The organism is Allobosea sp. 10L417 (genome assembly GCF_056395485.1).
In genome coordinates this window covers 267,008-289,708 of record NZ_JBFTJP010000001.1, presented here as the reverse complement: position 1 = coordinate 289,708, position 22,701 = coordinate 267,008, and the positions used below count along the sequence as shown (strand labels likewise).

Below are 22,701 nucleotides of genomic sequence, written 5' to 3'. Positions count from 1 at the left end.
CTCAGGCCTCGCCCTCGTCGAGATCGTCGTCGGTCGGGTTCGCCTGGTCGAGGATGCGGTCGGCGACGAGGCCGGAGTTCTGCCGGATCGTGGCCTCGATCTTCGCGGCGAGATCGGGGTTGTTCTTGAGGAAGGTCTTGGCGTTCTCGCGGCCCTGGCCAAGACGCTGGCTGTCGAAGGAGAACCAGGCGCCCGACTTCTCGACCATGCCTGCCTTGACGCCGAGGTCGATCAGCTCGCCGACCTTCGAGATGCCCTCGCCGAACATGATGTCGAACTCGACCTGCTTGAAGGGCGGCGCGACCTTGTTCTTCACGACCTTGACGCGGACCTGGTTGCCGGTCGCCTCGTCCCGCTCCTTCAGCGTCGAGACGCGGCGGATGTCGAGGCGCACGGAGGCGTAGAACTTGAGCGCGTTGCCGCCGGTGGTGGTCTCAGGCGAGCCGTACATCACGCCGATCTTCATGCGGATCTGGTTGATGAAGATCACCATGCAATTCGAGCGCGAGATCGAGGCCGTGAGCTTGCGCAGCGCCTGGCTCATCAGGCGAGCCTGCAGGCCAGGTTGGACATCGCCCATCTCGCCTTCGATTTCGGCGCGGGGCGTGAGCGCTGCGACGGAATCGACCACGAGCACATCGATCGCCCCGGAGCGGACGAGGGTGTCGGTGATCTCGAGCGCCTGTTCGCCGGTGTCGGGCTGGGAGATCAGCAGGTCGTCGAGATTGACGCCGAGCTTGCGGGCATAGACCGGATCGAGCGCATGTTCGGCATCGACGAAGGCGCAGACGCCGCCCTTCTTCTGCGCCTCGGCGATGGTGTGCAGCGCCAGCGTCGTCTTGCCCGAGGATTCAGGCCCGTAGATCTCGATGACGCGGCCCTTGGGCAGGCCGCCGACACCCAGCGCGATGTCGAGGCCAAGCGAGCCCGTCGAGATCGTCTCGATCTCGATCGCCTGCGGGTTCTTGCCGAGCCGCATGATCGAACCCTTGCCGAAGGCGCGTTCGATCTGGGAGAGCGCTGCATCGAGCGCCTTGGCCTTGTCCATCGAGGAGCCTTCCACAAGTCTGAGGTTTGCCTGATTCACAGTTCGGGCTCCTTATGGCAGGGCCAAGGGGACATCTCAATCAGTCTTGACAGCAGAATGATCACTCTTTGTTCCCGCCAGCAAGTTCTTTTTTTGTTCTGTATGTCAGCTTGTGTCAGGAGAGGCAATTTGAGCCTCCCGTCATGCCATTTTATCATGCGGTATTTCTTGTGGCCCTCATCGTATGCGATTGGTGCATGGCTGGCCGCTGCGTTTCCCATCCCGGCGCCTGCCGTTTCCTGTTATTGCGCGGGGAATCTCCATTTGTTTTCGAAAGTTGCCAACGTGTCCTCCGCCCCCGCCCAAACGGCCCCGAACTCGCCGCGACGCATCCTGCTGGCGAGCCTGATCGGCACGACGATCGAGTTCTTCGACTTCTATATCTATGCGACGGCCGCGGTGATCGTGTTCCCGAAGCTGTTCTTCCCGGGCGGCGATCCGACCACCGCCATGCTCCAGTCCTTCGCGACCTTCGCGATCGCCTTCTTCGCGCGGCCGATCGGCGCCGCCATCTTCGGCCATTTCGGCGATCGCATCGGCCGCAAGGCGACGCTCGTCGCCGCGCTGATTACGATGGGGCTCTCGACCGTGGCCATCGGCCTGCTGCCAACCTATGCCGCGGTCGGCGTGCTCGCGCCGCTGCTGCTGGCGCTCTGCCGGCTTGGGCAGGGGCTCGGCCTCGGGGGCGAGTGGGGCGGGGCGGTGCTGCTCGCGACTGAGAATGCCCCTCCCGGCAAATCGGCCTGGTACGGCATGTTCCCGCAACTCGGCGCGCCTGTGGGCTTCATCCTCGCGACCGGCAGCTTCCTCGCGCTCGACGCGCTGCTGACCGATGAGCAGTTCTTCAGCTTCGGCTGGCGCATCCCGTTCATCGCCAGCGCATTGCTCGTCTTCATGGGGCTCTATGTCCGCCTCCGGATCAGCGAAACTCCTGCTTTCCGCAAGGCGATGGAGAAGCACGAACGGGTGCGCGTGCCCTTCGTCAGCGTCTTCGCCGAGCACAAGCTCGCGCTGCTCTGCGGCACTTTCGCGGCGCTCGCGACCTTCGCGCTGTTCTACCTGATGACCGTGTTCTCGCTGAGCTGGGGCACGACGAAGCTCGGTTTTTCGCGCGATCAGTTCCTGCCGCTGCAGATGATCGGGGTCGTGTTCTTCGGCCTGACCATTCCGGTCTCGGCCGTGCTGGCCGATCGCTTCGGGCGCCGGCAGACCCTGTTGGCGACGACGCTGGGCATTGCCGTTTTCGGCTTCGTGCTGGCGCCACTCTTCGGCTCGGGCAGCACCCTCGGCGTGCTCGCCTTCTTCGTCGTCGGGCTGTCGCTGATGGGCTTCACCTACGGGCCGCTGGGCACGGCGCTGGCGGAGATGTTCCCGACCTCCGTTCGCTATACCGGCGCCTCACTCACCTTCAATCTCGGCGGGATCGTCGGCGCCTCGCTCGCTCCTTACGTCGCGACCTGGCTCGCGACCGAGAAGGGCCTGCCCTTCGTCGGCTATTATCTCAGCCTCTCGGCCGCGATCACGATCCTGGCACTGATCGGGGTGAGCGCGCTGGTTTCGCGGGAGGGCGGGGATGTCGGCGCGGCTGCGGCGCGCTGAGGGGGGGCTTTGCGTCATGGTCGGGCTTGTCCCGACCATCCACGTCTGCGCTGGGCAAGCGTCGTGTTCAAGACGTGGATGCTCTCCACAAGGGCGAGGATGACGACGTCCGGAACATCGTCGCGCTCGTCGATCCTGGGCTCAGGCCACCGGCCTGCTCCGGAGATGACGACACGGCTCCTTCAGCCCATCGCCGCCTTCACCGTCTCGACGAGCTGCTTCATCGTGAAGGGCTTGGGCAGGAAGTGAAAGTCCTCGCCCTCGGGCAGGTTCTTGCGGAAAGCCTCCTCGGCATAGCCGGAGACGAAGACGACCTTGGTGTTCGGGTTGCGCTTGCGCAACTCGCCCAGCAAGGTCGGGCCATCCATCTCGGGCATGACCACGTCGGAAACGACGAGGTCGATCTGGCCGTCGTTCTTGAGGAAGAGATCGAGCGCCTCGACGCCGGAGGCGGCTTCGTGGACGGTGTAGCCGCGCGAAACCAGCATGCGCGCGTTCAGCGCGCGCACCGCGTCCTCGTCCTCTACCAGCAGAATGATGCCGGCGCCGGTGTGGTCGGCGGCGAGCTTCTTGGGCGCTTCCTTGGCCGCGGCCTCGGCGGCGATTTCCTCCTGGCTCGGGACATGGCGCGGCAGGAAGATCTGGAAGGCCGTGCCCTTGCCGACGGTGGAATCGACGAAGACATAGCCGCCGGTCTGCTTGACGATGCCGTAGACCATCGAGAGGCCGAGGCCGGTGCCCTTGCCGACCTCCTTGGTGGTGAAGAAGGGCTCGAAGATCTTGTCGAGATGCTCCTGCGGGATGCCGGTTCCGCTGTCCTCGACTTCGAGCAGCACGTAGTCGTCGGCGGGCAGGGCGGCGTGGCTGAAGCTCACGCAGTCCTCGCGGGCAACGTTGCGGGTTCGCACCGTCAGCTTGCCGCCGTCCGGCATGGCGTCGCGGGCGTTGACGGCGAGGTTGACGATGACCTGCTCGAGCTGGCCAAGATCGGCCTTGACCGGCCAGAGGTCGCGGCCCTGCCGCACGTCGAGCGTCACCTTGTCGGCGACGACGCGCTTCAGCATCAGCGACAGGTCGGAGAGCACCTCGCCGAGTTCCAGCACCTGCGGACGCAGGGTCTGGCGGCGCGAGAAGGCGAGCAGTTGCCGGACCAGCGCGGCGGCGCGGTAGGCGTTCTGCTTGATCTGCATGATGTCCGGGAAGGACGGGTCGGTCGGCCGATGGCTCGCGAGGAGGAACTCGGAGGCGTTGATGATGACCTGCAGCACGTTGTTGAAGTCGTGCGCGATGCCGCCGGCGAGCTGGCCGACGGCCTGCATCTTGCCCGCCTGGTCCATGTTGTCGCGCAGCTTGCGCTCGGCCGTGGTCTCCAGCGCATAGACGATGGCACGCTCGCCGTCGCCGTCCTCTGAGGCCGAAACCGGGGTGAGGTAGAGCTTGGCCGAGCGGCCATCCTCGCCGGAGAGGGAGAGATCCAGCGGGCTCACCGTGGCGCTGCCCTCAACAACCTCGGCCAGGGAGCGATCCAGACCGGAATCGGGCGTGACGAGATCGTGGATCGTGCGGGGCTGCGTGCCGGATGGGGCAAGCCGGGCGAAGGCGGCGTTCGAGCGCAGGATGGCGCCGCTCTTGTCGACGGTGGCGATCGCCATCGGCGTCGAGTGGAAGAAGCGGGCGAAGCGGACCTCGGCATCGCTGCCGCGATCGGCGCCGGCTTCGCCTGGGGCACGGTTGAGGACCAGCGTGCGGGAGGGGCCGGCGCGGCCGTCCTGCCCGAAAGCGACCTGATGATGCAGCCGCACCGGCAGCGGATTGCCGTTGCGGCGCTTCAGATCGACGTCGAGGACCTCGACGCGGACATCGCCGGGCTGGCCGCGGATGGCCTGGATCAGCGCGGCGGCGGCGGGCGTGCAGATGTCGTCGAGTTGCAGGCCGCCGGAGCCGAAGCGGGCAAGGTCGAAATCGAGCCAGCTCGACAGCGTGGCGTTGAGATAGGAGACCTCGCCGTCGGCGTCGATCGAGATGAAGCCGGCCGGTGCGTGGTCGAGATAGTCGATCGCGTGCTGCAGCTCCTGGAAGGCGTTCTCCTGCCGCTCGCGCTCGGGCGTGATGTCGGCGACCGACCAGAGCGTGGCATTGCCGGTCTCGCGCCGCACCGGCGTGACCCGCACGCGGTACCAGCCGACCGCACCGCGCCCGCTCAGCGCCGGTTCGAGACGCACCTCCTCGACCAGGCGGCGGTTCTCGCGGGCGGCCGCGGCGAGCCGGTAGATCGCCTCCGAGACGTCGGCGCGGCCGGTCAACAGACGCCCGACCGGCTTGAGGTCGTTCGCGCCCGTGGCGCCCGCCAGCACCAGATAGGCCTCGTTGGCGTAGACGATCTCGTTCTCGCCCTCCGTGACGACGATGCCCTCATCGGCGCCGTCGACGATCGTCTTGGTGAGGTCGTTGCGGGCGGCACGGCCGGAGAACTGGACGAGGCCGATGGCGAAGGCGAAGAGGCCGAAGACGCCCACGACCGAGAGCAGGGCCAGCAATCCGAGGATGAGCGGCTGCGCCCATTCATTGGCGAGGAAGCCGAGCGCGATGGCGGCGCCGACGAGCAGGCCCGCAACCAGCAGGATGATGCCGATATGGCCGGGCTTGTCGGAGCGATCGATCGTGGTCGCCGTGGTGCCGCTCATGCGGTGAAGTCCGTTCGCTGCTGGGCCGCACCGGGAACGCTGCGGCCATCCTTCTTCGCATCGTCGCCGAGTTAGGCGCGCCGGCCCTTCAGGCGCAAGACGTAACCGATGACTTCGGCGACCGCCTGATAGTGTTCGACAGGAATTTCTTGGTCGATGTCGACCGTCGCGTAAAGCGCGCGCGCCAGCGGCGGGTTCTCGATGATCGGCACGCGGTGTTCGCCGGCGACTTCGCGGATCTTGAGGGCCATGGTGTCGACGCCTTTCGCCAGGCAGAGCGGCGCAGCCATGCCGGGCTCGTATTGCAGGGCTACGGCGAAGTGGGTCGGGTTCGTGATGATCACCGTCGCCTTCGGTACTGCGGCCATCATGCGCTTGCGCACGCGCTGGGCGCGGATCTGGCGCAGCTTCGCCTTGACCTCGGGATTGCCTTCGGAGTTCTTGAACTCCTCCTTGATCTCCTGCTTCGTCATCTTCTGGCGCTGGTACCAGCTGAAGCGCTGCCAGGCGAAATCGCCGATGGCGACGATGGCGAAGAGGGCGAGCACCGCGCCCATCAGCTTGATGGCGAGCGAGAGCGTCGCGGGCATCAGGGCCGACACATTCATCTGCACGAAGGCCTCGAGCCTGTCGTGCTGATTCCAGAGCGTGATCCAGACCACGGTGCCGATCAGCGTGGTCTTGGCGAGGCCCTTGGCGAAATTGATCCAGGCCTCCTTGCCGAACATGCGCTTGGCGCCCGCCATCGGGGAGATGCGATTGAATTTCGGCATCAGCGGCTCGAAGGTCCAGAGCGGCTTGTGCTGCAGCACGGCGCCAGCGAGCCCGGCGCAAAGGATGAAGGCGAAAGGCAGGCCGAGCGCCATGAAGCCGGTTAACACGCCCTGCCGCGTGACCTGCATGAAGGCAGCGCCGTCCGGCGGCACCTGATGGGCATTCATCAGGAAGGAACGCAGTGACAACATCGCGTCGCGGGCCGACCAGCCGGCCGCGACCAGCAGGGCCAGCGTGAAGCCGCTGAGCACGAAGAAGGTGCCGATCTCCTGCGATCGGGGTATGTCGCCTTTCTCGGTGGCCTCGTCCAGCTTGCGCTGGGTCGGGTCCTCTGTCCTGTCCTCGTTCTCGGTATCTTCGGCCATCGCGCGTCAGCCTCCCGTGAACTGGCGCAGGAACGCGCCGAGATCGTTGAGGAAGACGCTCATCATCACGCCGACGACGACGAGCAGGACAAGCATTCCGCCGAGGATCGAGGCCGGCACGGCGAGAAAGAAGACCTGAAGCTGCGGCATCATCCGTGCGAGCACGCCGAGCCCTAGATTGAACAGCAGGCCGAAGACGAGGAAGGGCGCGGAGATCTGCACGGCGAGCGAGAAGCCGCGCGCCGCCGACTGAACCGCGAGCGTCAGGATATCCGGCATCTCGGGCACGCCGCCCGGCGGCAGCAGGCGATAGCTTTCATGGATCGCCGCGATGGCGATGTGGTGCAGATCGGTCGTCAGGATCAGCGTGGTCCCGAGCATGGTCAGGAAGTTGCCGATCGATGGGTTCTGCAGGCCGCCGGTCGGATCGACCGTCATCGCGAAGCCCAGGCCCATGCTCTGGGCTACGAGCGTGCCGGCCGTCTGTAGGCAGGCCATCACCAGTCGCGCGCAGACGCCGATGATCAGGCCGATGAGCAATTCGCCGATGAGCAGCGCGACGATGCCGGAGACGTCGGGCGGGATGCGCAGGGAGGGGCGGGCCACGGGCACGATCATCAGGGCGATGAAGAAGGCGAGCGACAGCCGCGAGCGCGAAAAGATGAAGCGCTCGCCGATGCCGGGCATCAGCATGACGAGCGTGCCGACGCGCGCGAAGACGAGCACGAAAAGGGCGCTGATCTCGGGCAGGATCGCGATCTGCATCGTGCCGCGGGCACCTTTACGCCAAGAACTGCACGCCGGCGCGGGCCGGCTGCAGTCGCGACAGGATCATCCGCCCGTGGCGATTCGGGCGGCGACTCGCCCCATATAACCCGCCAGCGCGTCACCCATGAATGGCAGAAACAGCATCAGCGCGGCAAAGACGGCGACGATCTTCGGGACGAAGACGAGAGTCTGTTCCTGGATCTGGGTCAGCGCCTGCACCAGCGAGACGGCGAGGCCGACGACGAGCGCGATCACCATCAGCGGTCCACCGACCTTGAGGAAGACGACGATGCCGTCGCGCGCGATGTCGAGAATGGCTCCGGAGGTCATGGTTTTTCCCGATCCCTTGGCCGTCAGACCGGCATCCGCATGATTTCTTCATAGGCCGCGATCACGCGGTCGCGCACTGCGACCAGCGTCTCGATCGCAGCCTCGCTCTCGGCCACTGCTGTGACGACATTGACGATGTCGGCCCGGCCGCCGGCAACGGTGGCGGTCTGGGTATCGGCCTTGCGGCCGGCCTCGGCGGTCGCGTCGAGCGCCTTGCCAAGCAGGGCGGAGAAATCCGGTCCGCCCGTTTCCGACGCGCCCGTGACGAGCGGCTTGCGCATCAGATTTCCGGCGCCCATCCCCTGGATGGAGGCGTAGGCGCCCGCGGCGAAACCCGGAGTAGCCATGGCGGTTCAGTCCCCTTCTGGAGCCGCGCGGTTCAGGCGCGCAGGATGTCGATGGTGCGCTGGATCATCCGGCGCGTCGAAGAGATCAGGTTGAGATTGGCCTCGTAGCTGCGCTGGGCCTCGCGCATGTCGACCATCTCGACCAGCGAATTGACGTTGGGCATCTTCACGTCGCCGTTGGCGTCGGCGACCGGATTGCCCGGCTCGTGCTTGACCTTGAAAGCGCTCTGGTCGCGCTGGACCTTCCCGAGCGCGACAAGCTGGGCATCGAGCTCGCGGTCGAAATGGCGCTGGAAGGTGGGAACCTTGCGGCGATAGGGATCGGCCCCCGCGCGCTCGGGGCCGGAATCGGCGTTGGCGATGTTCTCCGAAATGACGCGCATGCGGCCGGACTGGCTGCGCAGGCCCGAAGCGGCGACGGCGATGCTCTTGATCAGATCCATGATCGGCGTCCCAACCTTTAGCGTCCCTTGCCGATGGCGATTTTCATCAGGCCGAGCCCCTTGCTGTAGAGCGAGGCGGCCAGCTGATAGTCGGACTGGTTCTGCGCGACCTTGAGCATCTCGTCCTCGAGGTTCACCGCATTGCCGTTCGGCGTGGTCTCGAAGCGCGGGGCGCCGGTGCCGTCGAAGCCGCCATTGCCGGCGGACAGGCTCATATGGCCGGCGCTGGTCTGGGCGAGAGCCACACCGGCGCGAGCGGGGTCGACACTTGGCGGCTTCAGGTCGACCGGGCGGAAGCCGGGGCTGTCGGCATTGGCGACGTTCTCGGCCAGAATCTTCTGGCGCGACTGCTGGTACTGCATGCGCAGTTTCAGCGCCTGCATCAGGCCGCCGCCGATGCTCAAGCCGTCATTAGCCATGGCCCAGCTCCTCGCTGCATTGCCCGATACTAGGCAAATCCTGCCGGGCTCATGGTTAACAGGCAGTTAAATCTGCGGCATTTCACAGGTCGCGTTAACCACGCATTCACCATGTTTCCCGATGGTGAAAGCGTTATGCTATAGCTAAGGTGTTGAACCTCGTGCGGAACTTCGGCCGCTCGGGGCCGTCTTCGCAGATGAGGCAGACCTTGCAGAGCTTGTTCGGATTGGAACTCTCGACCGCGCAGAAGGTGATCGTCGCCTCTGTCGTCATCCTTGTGCTTCTCGCCCTGCTCGGACTGTTCGTGCGGCAGATCCAGGGCGGCCGGTTGCGGCTGCGCGGCCATGCCGGCGGTCGCCAGCGCCAGCCGCGTCTCGGTGTCGTCGACAGCTACGATCTCGACCGCCAGCGCCAGCTCGTTCTCATCAGGCGCGACAATGTCGAGCATCTCGTCATGATCGGCGGTGCCTCCGACGTCGTGGTCGAAGCCAATATCCTGCGAAGCGGGGGCCGCGCGGCCGCGCCGAACTACAATGAGACGGCGCTGCCCGACCGTCCGCTGCCGCCGTTCGAGACGCTGGTTCCGCCGGCCGAACCGCCCGCGCGCGCCGGCGACGAACCGCGCAGGACGCCTGCCGTCACCGAGGCCCCCGATGTTCTGCCGCCGCTGCCGACGCGTTCGGGGCCGGCGCATGGCGATATCGCGGCCACTGCCGCCGCGAGCGCGGGGGTTGCAGCTGCCCTCGGCCTCGCCGGCGGCGAGACGCAGCCGGCGCCGAAGCCTTTCGTACCTCCCGCGCCGCCGGCACCGATCCCGCCGCTGACGACAGGTCCGGCCCCGAGTTTCGCGCGCGAACATGCGCCGCCGCCGGCGGTCAGCGCGGGCGAGCTCGACGACATGACGCGCCAGCTCGAAGAGGCGCTGAAGCGCCCCTTCTCGGCTGTGCGCCCAGCCAATCTGCCGGGCGAAGCCTCGCAGGAGAGCGCTGCCCCGCCGGTGAAGCCGCCGGTGCCGCCGGTCAGGCCCTTCGAGAAGCCGGTTACCGAAGCGCCGAAGCCGGCCGTCGAGCCGCCGCCTGTGCCCGAGCCGAAGGTTGTTCCGAAGCCTGAACCGGCTCCGATCCCGGCCGCGCCGATGCGACAGCCGGTGCTGCCGAGCGATGTCGAGGCGGAACTTGCGGCCGCGCTGGGGCTGACACCGGAGCGCGCGGCTCCCAAGCCCGCTCCCGCGGTGCCTGCTCCTGCGCCTGCGGTTAAGGCTCCCGAACCTAAGCCGGTCGAGACGAAGGCGCCGGAGCCGCCGCCGCCTGTTGTTCCTCCCAAGCCGAGCGAGCCCACGCCGGTGATCATTGAGGACGAGTTCGAGGAGGCTTTCGCGGCCGTCGCGAAGCCGGAGCCTCGGCAAGAAGCCACGCCCGAGCCAGAGGCGAAGCCCCAAGCCAAGCCCGAGCCCGAAGCTGCCCCCAAGGCAGACAAGCCGGCCGAGCCCGAGTCGAAGGAGCTCGATCCGTTCTCGGTCGATGCCATCGAGGCCGAGTTCGCCCGCCTGCTCGGGCGCGACCCCAAGGCGAAGTCCTAAGACGATCTCGGCTATCGCGCCGCCGGCCCACACCCGCGGCCATCAACAGGAATGTCGGCCCTCGGGCCCCGGGACGCCGCGCATGTGTTGCGCGGCGTTTTGCCGTGGCTAGCCTCCTCCCGTCCGATCGCGTGAGTCGGGCGTAGCGGCAGCCGCGTGTGACACCGAGTTTCAGACCAGCGAGACGCTATCGTTTCGGGCGCGCCCTGCTGGCCGCCGCCCTGCTGCTTGCGCTGCAGGCCACGCCGGCGCTGCCGCAGACCCTGTCGCTCGATCTGGGGCAGGGCGGTGGCGTCGCCGAACGGGCGCTGCAACTCATCGCCGTCATCACGGTGCTGTCGCTGGCGCCGTCGATCCTGATCATGGTGACCTCGTTCACCCGGATCGTGGTGGTGCTGTCGCTGCTGCGCTCGGCGCTGGGCACGCAGACGGCGCCGCCCAACGCCGTCATCATCGGGCTCTCACTGTTCCTCACCGGATTCGTCATGGCGCCGACGCTGCGGGAGGCCTACACCAACGCCATCCAGCCGCTGGTCGCAGGGCAGATTCAGCCGCAGGAGGCCTATAACCGCGGCGTCGTGCCCTTCAAGACGTTCATGCTCAGGCATGTCCGCGAGAAGGATCTCGCGCTCTTCCTCGACATGTCGCAGGGGCCGCGCCCGCAGCAGCCGCAGGATGTCGGCGTCGAGGTGCTCGTCCCCGCCTTCATGATCTCGGAACTCCGGCGCGCCTTCGAGATCGGATTCCTGCTGTTCGTGCCCTTCCTGATTATCGACCTCGTGGTGGCCTCGATCCTGATGTCGGTGGGCATGATGATGCTGCCGCCGGTGACGGTGGCGCTGCCGTTCAAGCTGATCTTCTTCGTCCTGGTCGACGGCTGGGGACTGGTGACGGGCTCGCTGGTGAAGAGCTACGGCGTCGGCGGCTAGGCTGCCGGGCCTGCTAGCTCACCACGACCCGGCCGCGCTGGATACGCAGGCTGAGCGAGCCGTTCTTCAAAGCCAGGGCCTTCTCGCCGAAGACCTCGCGGCGCCAACCCTTGAGCGCGGGAACATCCGAAAGCTCATCCGACGCGATGGCTTCGAGGTCGTCGCTCGAGGCGATGATCTTCGGCGCGACGCGCTCGGCATCGGCCACCGCCTTGAGCAGGACCTTGAGCAGGTCGAGCACGGCGCCGTTCGCCGGCCGGCCGCGTTCGCGCTCCAGCCTGGGTAAGGTCTTGGGATCGATCGCGGCCGAGCGCTCGATCGCCGCGAGAACCTCGGCACCGTTGCGCGAGCGCTCGAAGCCATTGGGGACGGAGCGCAACTCAGCAAGGGCTTCGACCGTGCGTGGGCCGCGCTGGACGATGTCCATCAGCGCATCGTCCTTGAGAACGCGCTGACGCGGCACGTCACGGCCCTGAGCCTCACGCTCGCGCCAGGCGGCGACTTCCATCAGGATCGGCAATTCGCGCGGCTTGCGGACGCGCCCCTTCAGCCGCAGCCAGGCGTTCTCGGGCTTGACCTCGTAGGTCCCGGGCGAGGTCAGCACCGCCATCTCCTCGGCGACCCAGCTCTCGCGGCCGCTCGCATCGAGATCGGCCTTCAGCGCGAGATAGATCTGGCGCAGATAGGTGACATCCGACTCCGCATAGGCGAGCTGCGCCTCGGTGAGCGGGCGGCGCGACCAGTCGGTGAAGCGGGAGGACTTGTCGATGCGGGCCTTGGCGAGATCGTTGGCGAGCTGCTCGTAGCCGACCGAGTCGCCGTAGCCGCAGACCATGGCGGCGACCTGCGTGTCGAAAAGCGGTGCCGGCAGCACGCGCCCGAGCAGCCAGACGATTTCCAGGTCCTGCCGGGCAGCGTGGAAGACTTTCACCACGGACGCGTTGACCATCAGCCCGAAGAACGGGGCGAGGTCGAGATCGGGCGCCAGCGGATCGACCAGAACGGCTTCCTCCGGCGACGCGAGCTGGATCAGGCACAGCTTCGGATAATAGGTCGTCTCGCGCAGGAACTCGGTATCGACCGTCACGAAAGGGTGGGCGGCGAGGCGGTCGCAGGCGGCGGCGAGGGCAGCGGTATCAGTGATCAGATGCATGGCCTTCGGCTCTTAGCAGAGTCCGGGGCCGGATGTCGCGGCCGTTCTTGACATTTCGGGCGCGCGCGTGTGGTTAGCCCGCAAGCTGCGGCCGGCGCCATTTGGCCGGCTTCCATTGCCTTTCCGAAAGACCGATCCCGTGACCCTGCATCGCTATCGTTCCCACACCTGCGGCGCGCTCCGCGAGAGCGACATCGGCCAGACCGTGCGGCTTTCCGGCTGGTGCCATCGCATCCGCGACCATGGCGGCGTGCTCTTCATCGACCTGCGCGACCATTACGGCATGACGCAGGTCGTGATCGATCCGGATTCTCCAGCCTTTGCCGATGCCGAAACGTTGCGCTCGGAATGGGTCGTGCGCATCGACGGCAAGGTCAAGGCCCGCCTCGCCGGCACCGAGAACGCCAACCTGCCGACCGGCGCGGTTGAGGTCTTCGCGACGGGTATCGAGGTGCTCGGCCCCTCGGCCGAGCTGCCGCTGCCGGTCTTCGGCGATCTCGAATACCCGGAAGACACGCGCCTGAAATACCGCTTCCTCGATCTGCGTCGCGAGAAGCTGCACAACAACATCATGCTGCGCACCAAGGTCATCGACTCCATGCGCCGCCGCATGAAGGAGTCGGGCTTCTCCGAGTTCCAGACGCCGATCCTGACGGCGTCCTCGCCGGAAGGCGCGCGCGACTTCCTCGTGCCTAGCCGCCTGCATCCGGGCAAGTTCTACGCGCTGCCGCAGGCGCCGCAGCAGTACAAGCAGCTCCTGATGATGGCGGGCTTCGACCGCTACTTCCAGATCGCGCCCTGCTTCCGCGATGAGGACCCGCGCGCCGACCGGCTGCCGGGCGAGTTCTACCAGCTCGACGTCGAGATGAGCTTCGTCGAGCAGGAGGACGTGTTCGCGACGATGGAGCCGGTGATCACCGGCGTCTTCGAGGAGTTCGCCGAAGGTAAGAAAGTCGCGCGCGACTGGCCGCGCATTCCCTATGCCGAGGCGATGGCGAAGTACGGCTCCGACAAGCCCGACCTGCGCAACCCGCTCATCATGCAGGATGTTTCCGAGCATTTCCGCGGCTCGGGCTTCAAGGTCTTCGCGCGCATCCTCGAGGGCGAGAAGAACCGCGTCTGGGCCATTCCGGCGCCGGGCGGCGGCAGCCGCGCCTTCTGCGACCGCATTAACTCCTGGGCGCAGGGCGAGGGGCAGCCCGGCCTCGGCTACCTGATGGTCAAGGAGGACGGCGAAGGGCAGGGGCCGATCGCTAACAACATCGGACCGGAGCGCGTCGCCGGCATCATCGCGCAGATGGGCCTGAAGGGCGGCGATGCCTGCTTCTTCGTCGCAGGCGACCCCGACAAGTTCGTGAAGTTCGCAGGCTCGGCCCGCAACAAGGTCGGTCAGGAGCTCAACCTGATCGACGAGAACGCCTATGCCTTCGCCTGGATCGTCGATTTCCCGATGTTCGAGTACAACGAGGACGAGAAGAAGGTCGATTTCTCGCACAACCCCTTCTCGATGCCGCAGGGCGGCCTGAAGGCGCTGACCGAGGAAGACCCGCTCTCGCTCAAGGCGTTCCAGTACGACATCGCCTGCAATGGCTACGAGCTCGCCTCCGGCGGTATCCGCAACCACCGCCCCGAGGCGATGGTGAAGGCCTTCGAGATCGCCGGATATGGCGAGGAGACCGTGATCGAGCGCTTCGGCGGCATGTACCGCGCCTTCCAGTACGGCGCGCCGCCGCATGGCGGCATGGCGGCCGGCGTCGACCGCATCATCATGCTGCTGGCGGGGGCGACGAATCTGCGCGAGGTCGCGCTGTTCCCGATGAACCAGCAAGCCGTCGATCTGCTGATGGGAGCACCGGCCGAGGCGACGCCGAAGCAGCTGCGCGAGGCGCATCTGCGGGTCAACCTGCCCGAGAAGAACGGCTGACCACCATGCCTTCGCTGCCTGCCGGGCGAGCCCTGTCGCTCGCCTGCCTTCTCACGCTGCCGCTTGGCGCCTGCGTCGCCGGTGAGGCCGATACCAGCGCCGGGCGTGCCTCGGTTCTGGCCACGACCATCTCGCGCGCGACCGCCTGCAAGGCGGGTAGGCCGCAGCGCGGCACGCTCGATCGCTTCCTCGCCTCCGAGAAGGCGCGTGGGGCAAGCGACGAGCAGATCGCCGCTGCCCGTTCTGCCTATGTCGGCGTGTCCGAGGCAGAGACCGTCAATCAGGGTATTCGTCCTGAGCCTTGCACGGTCGAGGAGCGGGGGCAGCTCAAGGAACGCATGGGCCGCATCCGCGGCGGGAACTTCGACGCCTCCTGAACGGCTGCCGATTTCATGACCTCTGCCAAACCATTCGCCGCGGGGCTGATGCTCCTCGCGATTGCCGGGTGCACCAGCATTGCCGGTCCGCCGGCCGGCACCGTGGAGTATGCTGCCGCGACGGTTTCGCGCGCCTATGATTGCGGCTTGAGGGTCGATCGCGGCCGCATCATCGCCCGGCTCGACCGGCAGGACCGCCAGCGCTTCATCGCGGCCAATGCCGGCTATGCCGTGAAATCCTACAAGGCGCCGCATCGCTGCGACGCAGCGGAGCGCGAGCGCGTGCAAGGCGAGATCGGCGCGCTCGCCCGGCGCTGAATTCGCTTGCGTCCGGCGCTGTGTCGAGGCCACAAGGCCGCGATGCCCGCCGCCGCCATCACCGCCATCGTCGTCAGCTACGACAGCGCCGAGGTTCTGCCCGCCTGCCTCGATGCGCTGGCGGCCGAGGGCGTGCCGGCGATCGTCGTCGACAATGCCAGCGGGGATGAGAGCCGCAGCATCGCTGCCGCGAAGGGCGCAAGGGTCATCGCGAACGCCCGCAACGAGGGCTATGGACGCGGCAACAATATCGGCATCGCTGCTGCCGATACGCCCTATGTTCTGATCGTCAATCCCGATCTGGAGGTCCGGCCGGGGGCGGTTGCGGCACTGCTGGAGGCGGCGGGGCGGTATCCCGATGCCGGCATGCTGGCGCCCCGCATCGTCGAGCCTTCGGGCCGCATTTTTTTGCAGCCACGCTCGCTGCTCTCGCCTGATCATCTCAACCGCAGCGGCGGCATGGTCGTGCCGGAAGGCGATGCCTGTCTGCCCTTCCTCTCCGGCGCGTGCCTGCTGATCCGGCGCGAGCTGTTTCTGGCGATCGGCGGCTTCGACCCGGCGATCTTCCTGTTCTACGAGGACGACGATCTGTGCCGGCGCATGCGCGATGCCGGCCATGCGCTGATCCACGTCCATGACGCCGAGGCAAGGCATGGGCGCGGGCGCTCGACCGCGCCGTCCCCGCGGCGGCGCTTCAGGGCGCGCTGGCATCTCGCCTGGTCGGAACGATATATCTCGCGCAAATACGGCCTGCCGGAGCCGGGTCCGATCCGCACGCTCGAGAATTTCGGCAAGGCGATCGGCTACGGCCTGCTGCTCAACCGCGAGAAGATGAGCGCCCATGCCGGCTCGGTCGCGGGGGCGCAGGCCTGGCGACGCGGCCAGACGGCGCTGGCGCATGAGGGGCTGGAGGTTTCGCCATGATCGGGCGTGCGCCGCGCGTCGCGAAAGCGCTCGCCAATCCGCACAATAATTTCGGCGTGCTACGTCTGGTCATGGCCGTGGCCGTCGTGATCTCGCACGCGTTCAGCGTCACCGACGGGCGGCTCGAGCAGGAGCCCTGGTTCGCGACGACGGGCTTCACGCTCGGCGAACATGCCGTCAACGGCTTCTTCGCGATCTCCGGCTTCCTCGTCACGATGAGCTTTATGCGGCGCGGCTGGCGCGACTACGTGCTGGCGCGGGTGCTGCGGATCGCGCCCGGCCTGATCGCTGCGACGCTGGTCGTCGCCCTGCTGATCGGCGGGGCGATGACGAATCTCGATCTCGCCGCCTATTTCCGCGATCCGCGGCTGTGGCGCTTCATCGGCGCGACGCTGACCAGCTTCAAGAGCGCAGCCGCCCTGCCGGGCGTGTTCGAGGGCAATCCGCTGCAATTCCCGATGGGGACGGTCTGGACGCTGAAATACGAGACGCTCTGCTATCTCGGCGTTCTGGTCGCGGGCCTCGCCGGCCTGCTCGCCAGGCCGCGGCTGGCCCTGGCCGCGCTGGCGGCGCTCACTCTGGCGGTGGTCCTGCGCGAGCTGCTGATGCCCCACGGACCGAAGGGCACGGAGACGGCCCTGCGCTTGCCGCTGATCTTCCTCGCCGGCGGCGTCATCTATCTCTATCGCGAGCGGGTGACGCTCTCGCTGCCGCTGCTGGCGCTCGCGCTGCTCGCGTTGGTGCCGCTCGCTTACACGCCGCTCTACAGGGCGGCGCTTTATCTCGTCACGGCCTGGGGCGTTCTCGTGATCGCGCTCGCCCCGGCGCTGACGCGCCGCTCGGTCGAGCCGCCGGCAGACCTGTCCTACGGCGTCTATCTCTATGGCTGGCCGGTGCAGCAGGCTCTGCACGCGCTGTTTCCGGCCCTTGGCGCGGTTGCGCTGCTCTGGCCCTCGATGGTTGCGACCTTCGTGATCGCGGCCTTGTCCTGGTTCCTGGTCGAGAAGCCGGCGCTCAACCTCAAGCGCCGGTTGCTGCGCGCGTCCTGACCGCGGCGAGGAACTCCCCGATCCGCTCGCTCATGAGGAGTGGCAGGAGGGGGGCGAGCCGTTCGCGCGGAAGCTGCCACCAGCGGCTTTCGAGAAGTGCGGCGACCGTCGCCTCGTCGAAGCGCAGCCTGACGATGCGGGCCGGATTGCCCGCGACGATCGAATAGGGCGGCACGTCGCGCGTCACCACGGCCCGGGCCGCCACCACCGCGCCATGGCCGATGCGGAGGCCGGACAGGATCATGCATTGCGAGCCGAGCCAGACATCGTGGCCGATGACGACGTCGCCGCGCGTGGTGTCGTGGCCACTCATGCCCGCCGTCTCCGGCCAGAGGCGGGGCAGGGCGGGGAAGGGATAGGTCGTCACCCAGTCCAGCCGGTGATTGCCGCCGAGCAGGATCTCGACGCCATCCGCGATAGAGCCGTAGCGGCCGATGGCGAGCTTCGCCCCGCTTTCTGGGAAGCGGACCTTCGGCCGGCCATAGGTATAGGGGCCGAAGACGAATTGGCCCGGCCGCCGGCTGACCAGATGCGCCAGATGTAGCCGGGTCTGGTTGCTCGGGTTCAGCCGCTTGCGCAGCCAGCCGCGCGTGATGGCGGGCAGTCCTGCCCACCATCCCTGCAGGCGCGAAGGGCGCCAGTCGCGATCCTCGGGAGCGATGACGCCCTCCAGATCAGAGGGCATCGGCCTTGAGGTCGATCTTGTCGAAGATCTCGGTCGGCTCGGTCATGGTGATGACGTCGGCGAGACCGAGGCCGGTCTGCGACTTGGCGCTGGCCTGGACGTTGAGCGTGCCGGGCTTGGCGACGAAGCGCGAGACAGCGGCCGTCAGGGTCTTGGCGGCGTCGGAGGGGCCGAGGATCGCGGCGAGGCCGAGGCTCGCGACCATGGCATATTGCTGGCGGACCTCCTCGACCTTGCGCTTCGATTTGCGGGCCTCGTTCTCGATCATCTTCTCGACCAGGCCGAAGTTCTGCAGCTTGATCTGCAGATTGCGCGCGGTGGCGCCGAGCGCGGAGACCTGGGCGAGGGCGAGATCGCTGGAGAACAGGTCCTTCGTGACGTTCCCGAGCGTCCCGGAGGCGTCGAGCTGGACGAGGCCGGCGCTGCCCAGCGACAGCCTGCGGATGGCGAGCTCGTTCTTCGCTGCCTCCCAGGCCAGGTCGAGCTTGGCCGAAAGATCGAGCGAGCGAATGCCCATCGCGATCATGTCCTTGGCGGCCGGGTTGCCGGCCGTGTCGACGATCGGGGTCACCAGCTTGTCGATGGTCAGCGCGAGGCTGGTCGGAATGCCGTTGAGCTGCTCGCCGGCCTTGAGCTCGAAGGTGCCCAGCGCGATCTTGATCGCGTCCTTGCCGGTGACGGCGGGCGGCGCGTCGATCGAGATCCCGGCAAGGCGCACCGTGCCGATGGTCGGGATGAAGCGACGGAAATCGAGCTCCTCGATGGGCTTGTCGGGCTCGGTCAGGGCCGCGCGCAATTCGCGCAGGACCGGCGCGAAGGAGAAGCCGGAATAGCTGATCGCGTCGACGCCGCCCCTGGCAGGGCCGGAGCTGAAGCGGAAGCCTTCGAGCGCGAAGCCGGACTTGGCCGGCGTATCCTCGCCGAAGGCCATGCGGGCGATCTTGATGTCGACGTTGTCCGACTTGGCTCCCGACGCGGGGGGAGCGGAAACGGTCATCGCGAAGTCCCGAGCCTCGCCGCTGCCATATTCGAACATGTCGAAGAGCGAGAGCATGGACAGGCCGAGCCGCTTCTCGGCGTCGCTCTTCTCTGCGGGCTTCGCCTCGGACTTGTCGTCCTTCTTGGCGAGATCCTTCTTCTCGACCTCGTCGGAGGCGGCGGCGAGTTGGTTGATGACGTCGAGCAATGGCTCGGGGCCGACCTTGGCGGCGAAGCCGCGCAACGTGGTCTTGCCGAGTGACGCCTTGCCGGCCTTGCCCATGTCGAGGGCATAACCCTCCTGCTCGAAGCTGCCGATCAACGGCAGCATCTTCTCGTCGACGCCCGGCGCGGCCTTCTCGGTCAGCACCCGTGCGCTCTGGCGAAGATCGAAGGCGTCGAAGGCCGTGCGCTTCAGCTCACCCTTGAGCGGGCCGGTGGCGCCGCCGTCGCCGACGATCGTGCCGCTCGCGGATTCGCCGTGGCCGATCCTGCCCTCGCGGATGTCCGTGAGGCGGATGTCGCGATAGGTCGTGGTCTGCTTCTGCTCGCCGAAATTCTGCACCATCGTCAGCTCCGGGGCGCTGATCTCGGTCGCATTCAGCCGTCCCGCACGCGCCGCGGCCGAATCACCGGCGGTGCTGGTGAACAGGGCGAGGAAGGCGTCCTTCTCCAGCGTCGAGCCTTTGACGGTGATCTTCGGCGCGTTGATCACCATCCGGCCGAGATCGATCTTGACGTTGTCGATCTGGAAATCGGCAGCCCAGACGGGCGACGCAAAGACAATGAGGACGGCCGTCAGGGCCGTGCCGGTAAGGTGCGTCGGCCGACGAAGGCGCGCGATCGTCATAAGGGGCTCCTGCTTCATTGGCCGGGCGAAACTGCCGCGAGCGGATAGCGAAAGAAAGCCGCCGAACTTTAGGAGGCAGCGTCCTGCATTCATATGACGAGGAAAGGCTTGACCGGAAGATGGCGGACACGGCCATCTGCCGAAGATTCGCCATCCACCGTTTCTAATGCATGAGAACGGCGATGGCCGCCATGGAGTTGGGAAGCGATGCACGCCTTCAAGACCGCTTTCGCCGCAATCGTACTCGTCCTGATGGCGCTGATGCCGGCCGCGGCGCAGAGCCAGCCCGCCGCAGCCGGTGCCGGGCTCGAGCCACTGGTCATCGTGAGCGGCGGTAGCCGGCACACATTCCAGGTCGAGGTGATGCGCACGCCCGACCAGCGCGCGAAGGGGCTGATGTTCCGCAACTACATGCCGGCGGACCGCGGCATGCTGTTCGACTTCGGCGCCAGCGAGTCTGTCGCGATGTGGATGCAGAACACCTACATCTCGCTCGACATGCTGTTCATCCGGGCGGACGGCACCATCGCGCGCATTGCCGAGCGGACCGAGCCGCTTTCCACGCGCACGATTCCCTCCGGCGAGCCGGTGCTCTCGGTGCTCGAGATCAATGGCGGCGTCAGCAAGCAGCTCGGAATCAAGCCCGGCGACAAGGTCGAGCATCCGCTTTTCAAGCGCTGAGAGACGCGACAGGCGGGGTGCGAACCGGTCGAGCTTCGGGTCGCGCTACCGTGCGGGGGCGAAAGCGAAGATGATGTTCGCCGAGGGCGAGGCGGATACGGCAGCCGGCACGCTCAAGCGCAATTCGGCTGTTAACTTCGGGCGGGCATGCGATCCGTCTGCCGCCGCGGCCAGGGCCTGCCGCGGTTTCTCCGACTCGTCGTTCTCGTCGCTGTTCGCCCGATCCGTCTCCGGCACAAGGTGCGGCTTGGGGAAGTGCTTCTCGCGCTCCTTTCTGGCCTCGCCCTGCTCGCGCCTCGTCTTTGCCAGGCGCGCAGCGCGGGAGAGCTGATTTCCTCGTTTCATGGCGCGTTCCTTCAGGGCGCTGCAGCTATGAGAAGCTGATGCAGTTGCAGGGCTGCGCGCGCGATGTAGGCAGCCAGGACGAGCATAAGGAGCACTCTGATCCAGACGGCGATCGGTAAGGCTTCGGCAGGGCCCCGGCTGTGCCGGAACGGTTCGACCTGTTTCATATCGACGCGTTCCTTGCGGCGTGGAGCCGAGCGCTTCAAGGAGTGCGCCACCGGAGCCCAAGGAGTTCCGCCGCCTTCCACAACAGGCGAGCAACGCTTCGAACAGCGATTGCGTCGGCGTTGCGTCGCATCGGGCGGCGGCGGCGCCCTTCCCGGGCGCGACGGAGAGGCGGGACAGGCGGCTGGAAAACATCGCTGGTAGTTAGTGGGAAGTTCCTGTTCCCAAACCGTTCCGACGATGCTATTTCGTTCCGCGTTGCGGCAGGTTGTTTTGGAACTGCCGTGATGGTTTTGCGAGTGATCCGATACACTTGCGGACTGTCGGGGTATAGCGCAGCCCGGTAGCGCATCTGCTTTGGGAGCAGAGGGTCCCAGGTTCGAATCCTGGTGCCCCGACCATTCCAGACCGGTACAAGACGGCCCGGCTCCCGGGCCGGAGCAAATCTGGTGACGGCCGAGCGCTATTCATGACCGCACGCATCTACCGACCGGCCCGCACGGCCATGCAGTCCGGCACTGCCAAGACCGAGCGCTGGCTCCTCGAATACGAGCCGGAGCGGCCGCGCGAGATCGAGCCCCTGATGGGCTGGACTTCCTCGTCGGATATGAAGAGTCAGCTCAAGCTCTGGTTCGACAGCGAGGCGGAGGCCGTCGCCTATGCCACGCGCAACGGCATTCCGTTCCGTGTCGAGAAGCCGAATGAGGCGAAGCGCCGCTCGGTCTCCTACTCGGACAATTTCAAGTACACGCGCGTCGGCCAGTGGACGCATTGACGCGATAACGACAGGCGAGGGGCCTTCCCTTCGCTTTTGGGCCCGTAGCTCAGATGGATAGAGCAGCAGCCTTCTAAGCTGCTGGTCGCTGGTTCGAATCCAGCCGGGCTCGCCATCGTTTCAGAACACCCTTTCCGCGCAGAGGGTTGGCATTCCCGATTCGACCAACAGGGTGCGGGTCGGTCGATTCCTCGCCGGGAAGCCGCGGCCGATTGGCCCATCGCTGCCCTCACCGCCCGCTTACGCCGGGTTTGTCGGCGAGCTGCCAGATCTCCGCGATATCGGCCTCATCCTTGCGGTGCTCTCCACGACTGCGGCCAAATTGGCCCAGAATGAACCGTTTGGGGCGCCCATGAAGTCAAAGCGAAACCAGCTGCGTTTCATTTCGACCATCGCGTTGGCGAAGAAAAAGCTTCGGCAGGAAAAATTGGCCGCCGCAAGCAACAAGCCGATTCTGCGCCTGGTCTCGTCCAAGCCGTTGCCTGGGGCGGCCTCGTAAGGTCACGAATATACAACGGCGCTGCATCAAATTTGATGTAGGCTATTCGCGTAAGCGGTTGCCGAGGCAGGATCAGCCTATGAATATGACACAGTACATCGTCGCCTCCGACTATAAGCGCTGTCGTGCTTTTCTCAAAAATGCATTTCTCTGCGTCACCGGCACTCAGGCGGACGACGAACGCCTGCGCAAGGCCATTGAACTCGTTCTGGACGCAGTCGACAGCGTGGAGAATGCCGCTCCTCCCTCGAATGTCGTAATATTCCGCCGCCGAGCGACGGCCGCAGGCGAGTAGCCTGCCGCGCTCGCGTGCCTGCTCCGGCGGGGCCGCGCAGCGTTGGTGAAATTGCGGGGCGGGAGCTTCACCGCTCCTGTCGTTGGTGTTGGCCTTCCCGATGTGCTCGACGATGGCGTGGGCGCCGGTCAGCGCGTCAGCTTGGCGATCATCCAGGCCGCAAGCCGCGGCTGAGGCGTCGCGGGCAGCTCGGCGACGAACGGGCCGTGAACCTCGTAGACGTATTCCTCTCGCAGGATCTGCCCGATTGCGAGGCGAGCCAGCAAGCTCTTCAGGGAAGGCTTGAGGATGGGACGGCTCACGCACGTTTCATCGTCGTCGCGGCCGTCGTCGTGGCTCAGAGCGGTCATTCTGCTCT

24 protein-coding genes and 2 tRNA genes are annotated in these 22,701 nt (G+C 66.6%); 13 read left to right on the top strand and 13 right to left on the bottom strand.

Annotation, left to right across the window (positions count from 1 at the left end; translation table 11 throughout):
* Position 1 precedes the first annotated feature (1 nt).
* On the bottom strand, positions 2-1,087 hold the full coding sequence (gene recA / locus AC1DE3_RS01600) for a recombinase RecA (protein WP_441513055.1): 1,086 nt from the start codon (positions 1,085-1,087) through the stop codon (positions 2-4).
* Between the two features lie 285 nt (positions 1,088-1,372).
* Here recA and AC1DE3_RS01595 point away from each other — a divergent pair, with 285 nt between their 5' ends.
* Positions 1,373-2,686 (top strand): MFS transporter, encoded by a 1,314-nt coding sequence (locus AC1DE3_RS01595; RefSeq protein ID WP_476852002.1) that lies wholly within the window; start codon positions 1,373-1,375, stop codon positions 2,684-2,686.
* Positions 2,687-2,868: 182 nt separating this feature from the next.
* Here the strand turns inward: AC1DE3_RS01595 and cckA are convergent, their stop codons facing one another.
* The 7 genes from cckA to flgB all read right to left on the bottom strand — a co-directional run bounded on the left by cckA (position 2,869) and on the right by flgB (position 8,816).
* Positions 2,869-5,370, bottom strand: a complete 2,502-nt coding sequence (cckA, locus tag AC1DE3_RS01590) for a cell cycle histidine kinase CckA (RefSeq protein WP_476779186.1) — start codon at positions 5,368-5,370, stop codon at positions 2,869-2,871.
* Between the two features lie 71 nt (positions 5,371-5,441).
* Positions 5,442-6,509: a flagellar biosynthesis protein FlhB gene (flhB, locus tag AC1DE3_RS01585; RefSeq protein ID WP_476779187.1), complete on the bottom strand. Its 1,068-nt coding sequence runs from the start codon at positions 6,507-6,509 to the stop codon at positions 5,442-5,444.
* 6 nt (positions 6,510-6,515) lie between these two features.
* Positions 6,516-7,274 (bottom strand): flagellar biosynthetic protein FliR, encoded by a 759-nt coding sequence (gene fliR / locus AC1DE3_RS01580; RefSeq protein WP_441513051.1) that lies wholly within the window; start codon positions 7,272-7,274, stop codon positions 6,516-6,518.
* Positions 7,275-7,340: 66 nt separating this feature from the next.
* The gene (gene fliQ / locus AC1DE3_RS01575; protein WP_441513050.1) at positions 7,341-7,607 is read right to left on the bottom strand and encodes a flagellar biosynthesis protein FliQ; all 267 of its coding nucleotides are present in this window, start codon (positions 7,605-7,607) and stop codon (positions 7,341-7,343) included.
* Positions 7,608-7,630: 23 nt separating this feature from the next.
* Entirely contained in the window at positions 7,631-7,954 is a 324-nt protein-coding gene (gene fliE, locus AC1DE3_RS01570; RefSeq protein WP_441513049.1) for a flagellar hook-basal body complex protein FliE, read from the bottom strand.
* Between the two features lie 32 nt (positions 7,955-7,986).
* Entirely contained in the window at positions 7,987-8,397 is a 411-nt protein-coding gene (flgC, locus tag AC1DE3_RS01565) for a flagellar basal body rod protein FlgC (RefSeq protein WP_441513048.1), read from the bottom strand.
* A 17-nt stretch (positions 8,398-8,414) separates the two neighbouring features.
* Positions 8,415-8,816 carry a flagellar basal body rod protein FlgB gene (flgB, locus tag AC1DE3_RS01560; protein ID WP_441513047.1) on the bottom strand — a complete coding sequence of 134 codons (402 nt, stop codon included), beginning with the start codon at positions 8,814-8,816 and terminating at the stop codon, positions 8,415-8,417.
* Positions 8,817-9,025: 209 nt separating this feature from the next.
* Between flgB and AC1DE3_RS01555 the strand changes: the two genes are divergently transcribed.
* Together AC1DE3_RS01555 and fliP are read left to right on the top strand one after the other, a co-directional pair.
* Positions 9,026-10,396 carry a hypothetical protein gene (locus AC1DE3_RS01555; protein ID WP_476779188.1) on the top strand — a complete coding sequence of 457 codons (1,371 nt, stop codon included), beginning with the start codon at positions 9,026-9,028 and terminating at the stop codon, positions 10,394-10,396.
* 158 nt (positions 10,397-10,554) lie between these two features.
* A complete protein-coding gene (fliP, locus tag AC1DE3_RS01550; protein WP_476779189.1) occupies positions 10,555-11,325 on the top strand; it encodes a flagellar type III secretion system pore protein FliP in 771 nt (256 codons plus the stop codon).
* A gap of 13 nt (positions 11,326-11,338) precedes the next feature.
* Here fliP and rnd read toward each other — a convergent pair whose 3' ends face one another.
* A complete protein-coding gene (rnd, locus tag AC1DE3_RS01545; RefSeq protein WP_441513044.1) occupies positions 11,339-12,478 on the bottom strand; it encodes a ribonuclease D in 1,140 nt (379 codons plus the stop codon).
* 145 nt (positions 12,479-12,623) lie between these two features.
* Between rnd and aspS the strand changes: the two genes are divergently transcribed.
* Genes aspS through AC1DE3_RS01520 form a run of 5 tightly spaced genes read left to right on the top strand, consistent with a single transcriptional unit; the run spans position 12,624 to position 17,070 of the window.
* The gene (gene aspS, locus AC1DE3_RS01540) at positions 12,624-14,402 is read left to right on the top strand and encodes an aspartate--tRNA ligase (protein WP_476779357.1); all 1,779 of its coding nucleotides are present in this window, start codon (positions 12,624-12,626) and stop codon (positions 14,400-14,402) included.
* Positions 14,403-14,407: 5 nt separating this feature from the next.
* Positions 14,408-14,779 carry a hypothetical protein gene (locus tag AC1DE3_RS01535; protein WP_476779190.1) on the top strand — a complete coding sequence of 124 codons (372 nt, stop codon included), beginning with the start codon at positions 14,408-14,410 and terminating at the stop codon, positions 14,777-14,779.
* A gap of 15 nt (positions 14,780-14,794) precedes the next feature.
* Positions 14,795-15,097, top strand: a complete 303-nt coding sequence (locus AC1DE3_RS01530; protein WP_476779191.1) for a hypothetical protein — start codon at positions 14,795-14,797, stop codon at positions 15,095-15,097.
* A gap of 42 nt (positions 15,098-15,139) precedes the next feature.
* The gene (locus AC1DE3_RS01525) at positions 15,140-16,021 is read left to right on the top strand and encodes a glycosyltransferase family 2 protein (protein ID WP_441513041.1); all 882 of its coding nucleotides are present in this window, start codon (positions 15,140-15,142) and stop codon (positions 16,019-16,021) included.
* Positions 16,018-17,070, top strand: coding sequence for an acyltransferase family protein (locus AC1DE3_RS01520; protein WP_476852001.1), 1,053 nt, complete (start codon positions 16,018-16,020; stop codon positions 17,068-17,070). Before AC1DE3_RS01525 ends, AC1DE3_RS01520 begins: the two co-directional genes overlap by 4 nt.
* On the opposite strand, the gene AC1DE3_RS01515 is transcribed toward AC1DE3_RS01520, so the two are convergent.
* Both AC1DE3_RS01515 and AC1DE3_RS01510 read right to left on the bottom strand, forming a co-directional pair.
* Positions 17,042-17,755: a CatB-related O-acetyltransferase gene (locus AC1DE3_RS01515; RefSeq protein WP_476779193.1), complete on the bottom strand. Its 714-nt coding sequence runs from the start codon at positions 17,753-17,755 to the stop codon at positions 17,042-17,044. The genes AC1DE3_RS01520 and AC1DE3_RS01515 overlap by 29 nt on opposite strands.
* Complete coding sequence (locus AC1DE3_RS01510) at positions 17,745-19,583, bottom strand: hypothetical protein (RefSeq protein WP_476779194.1); 1,839 nt, start codon at positions 19,581-19,583, stop codon at positions 17,745-17,747. Before AC1DE3_RS01510 ends, AC1DE3_RS01515 begins: the two co-directional genes overlap by 11 nt.
* 207 nt (positions 19,584-19,790) lie before the next feature.
* Between AC1DE3_RS01510 and AC1DE3_RS01505 the strand changes: the two genes are divergently transcribed.
* The gene (locus AC1DE3_RS01505; protein ID WP_476779195.1) at positions 19,791-20,264 is read left to right on the top strand and encodes a DUF192 domain-containing protein; all 474 of its coding nucleotides are present in this window, start codon (positions 19,791-19,793) and stop codon (positions 20,262-20,264) included.
* Between the two features lie 45 nt (positions 20,265-20,309).
* Here the strand turns inward: AC1DE3_RS01505 and AC1DE3_RS01500 are convergent, their stop codons facing one another.
* Positions 20,310-20,609, bottom strand: a complete 300-nt coding sequence (locus AC1DE3_RS01500) for a hypothetical protein (protein ID WP_476779196.1) — start codon at positions 20,607-20,609, stop codon at positions 20,310-20,312.
* 489 nt (positions 20,610-21,098) lie between these two features.
* On the opposite strand from AC1DE3_RS01500, the gene AC1DE3_RS01495 reads away from it, so the two are divergent.
* The 4 genes from AC1DE3_RS01495 to AC1DE3_RS01480 all read left to right on the top strand — a co-directional run bounded on the left by AC1DE3_RS01495 (position 21,099) and on the right by AC1DE3_RS01480 (position 22,343).
* Positions 21,099-21,175: transfer RNA gene (locus AC1DE3_RS01495), tRNA-Pro, on the top strand.
* Between the two features lie 68 nt (positions 21,176-21,243).
* Complete coding sequence (locus tag AC1DE3_RS01490) at positions 21,244-21,549, top strand: ETC complex I subunit (protein WP_476779197.1); 306 nt, start codon at positions 21,244-21,246, stop codon at positions 21,547-21,549.
* Between the two features lie 38 nt (positions 21,550-21,587).
* A tRNA-Arg gene (locus AC1DE3_RS01485) sits at positions 21,588-21,664 on the top strand.
* A gap of 463 nt (positions 21,665-22,127) precedes the next feature.
* Positions 22,128-22,343 carry a hypothetical protein gene (locus tag AC1DE3_RS01480; protein ID WP_476852000.1) on the top strand — a complete coding sequence of 72 codons (216 nt, stop codon included), beginning with the start codon at positions 22,128-22,130 and terminating at the stop codon, positions 22,341-22,343.
* 128 nt (positions 22,344-22,471) lie between these two features.
* Here AC1DE3_RS01480 and AC1DE3_RS01475 read toward each other — a convergent pair whose 3' ends face one another.
* On the bottom strand, positions 22,472-22,693 hold the full coding sequence (locus tag AC1DE3_RS01475; RefSeq protein ID WP_476779199.1) for a hypothetical protein: 222 nt from the start codon (positions 22,691-22,693) through the stop codon (positions 22,472-22,474).
* Positions 22,694-22,701: the final 8 nt, after the last annotated feature.

Excerpts from the sequence above, each read along its gene's own strand:
- fliQ (WP_441513050.1), bottom strand. The coding sequence starts at position 7,607 with ATGACCTCCGGAGCCATTCTCGACATCGCGCGCGACGGCATCGTCGTC.
- AC1DE3_RS01480 (WP_476852000.1), top strand. The coding sequence starts at position 22,128 with ATGAATATGACACAGTACATCGTCGCCTCCGACTATAAGCGCTGTCGT.
- AC1DE3_RS01525 (WP_441513041.1), top strand. The coding sequence starts at position 15,140 with ATGCCCGCCGCCGCCATCACCGCCATCGTCGTCAGCTACGACAGCGCC.
- AC1DE3_RS01520 (WP_476852001.1), top strand. The coding sequence starts at position 16,018 with ATGATCGGGCGTGCGCCGCGCGTCGCGAAAGCGCTCGCCAATCCGCAC.
- cckA (WP_476779186.1), bottom strand. The coding sequence starts at position 5,370 with ATGAGCGGCACCACGGCGACCACGATCGATCGCTCCGACAAGCCCGGC.
- AC1DE3_RS01510 (WP_476779194.1), bottom strand. The coding sequence starts at position 19,583 with ATGACGATCGCGCGCCTTCGTCGGCCGACGCACCTTACCGGCACGGCC.
- AC1DE3_RS01500 (WP_476779196.1), bottom strand. The coding sequence starts at position 20,609 with ATGAAACGAGGAAATCAGCTCTCCCGCGCTGCGCGCCTGGCAAAGACG.
- rnd (WP_441513044.1), bottom strand. The coding sequence starts at position 12,478 with ATGCATCTGATCACTGATACCGCTGCCCTCGCCGCCGCCTGCGACCGC.
- AC1DE3_RS01490 (WP_476779197.1), top strand. The coding sequence starts at position 21,244 with ATGACCGCACGCATCTACCGACCGGCCCGCACGGCCATGCAGTCCGGC.
- AC1DE3_RS01505 (WP_476779195.1), top strand. The coding sequence starts at position 19,791 with ATGCACGCCTTCAAGACCGCTTTCGCCGCAATCGTACTCGTCCTGATG.
- flhB (WP_476779187.1), bottom strand. The coding sequence starts at position 6,509 with ATGGCCGAAGATACCGAGAACGAGGACAGGACAGAGGACCCGACCCAG.
- fliR (WP_441513051.1), bottom strand. The coding sequence starts at position 7,274 with ATGCAGATCGCGATCCTGCCCGAGATCAGCGCCCTTTTCGTGCTCGTC.
- flgB (WP_441513047.1), bottom strand. The coding sequence starts at position 8,816 with ATGGCTAATGACGGCTTGAGCATCGGCGGCGGCCTGATGCAGGCGCTG.
- flgC (WP_441513048.1), bottom strand. The coding sequence starts at position 8,397 with ATGGATCTGATCAAGAGCATCGCCGTCGCCGCTTCGGGCCTGCGCAGC.
- AC1DE3_RS01475 (WP_476779199.1), bottom strand. The coding sequence starts at position 22,693 with ATGACCGCTCTGAGCCACGACGACGGCCGCGACGACGATGAAACGTGC.
- AC1DE3_RS01515 (WP_476779193.1), bottom strand. The coding sequence starts at position 17,755 with ATGCCCTCTGATCTGGAGGGCGTCATCGCTCCCGAGGATCGCGACTGG.
- AC1DE3_RS01530 (WP_476779191.1), top strand. The coding sequence starts at position 14,795 with ATGACCTCTGCCAAACCATTCGCCGCGGGGCTGATGCTCCTCGCGATT.
- AC1DE3_RS01535 (WP_476779190.1), top strand. The coding sequence starts at position 14,408 with ATGCCTTCGCTGCCTGCCGGGCGAGCCCTGTCGCTCGCCTGCCTTCTC.
- fliE (WP_441513049.1), bottom strand. The coding sequence starts at position 7,954 with ATGGCTACTCCGGGTTTCGCCGCGGGCGCCTACGCCTCCATCCAGGGG.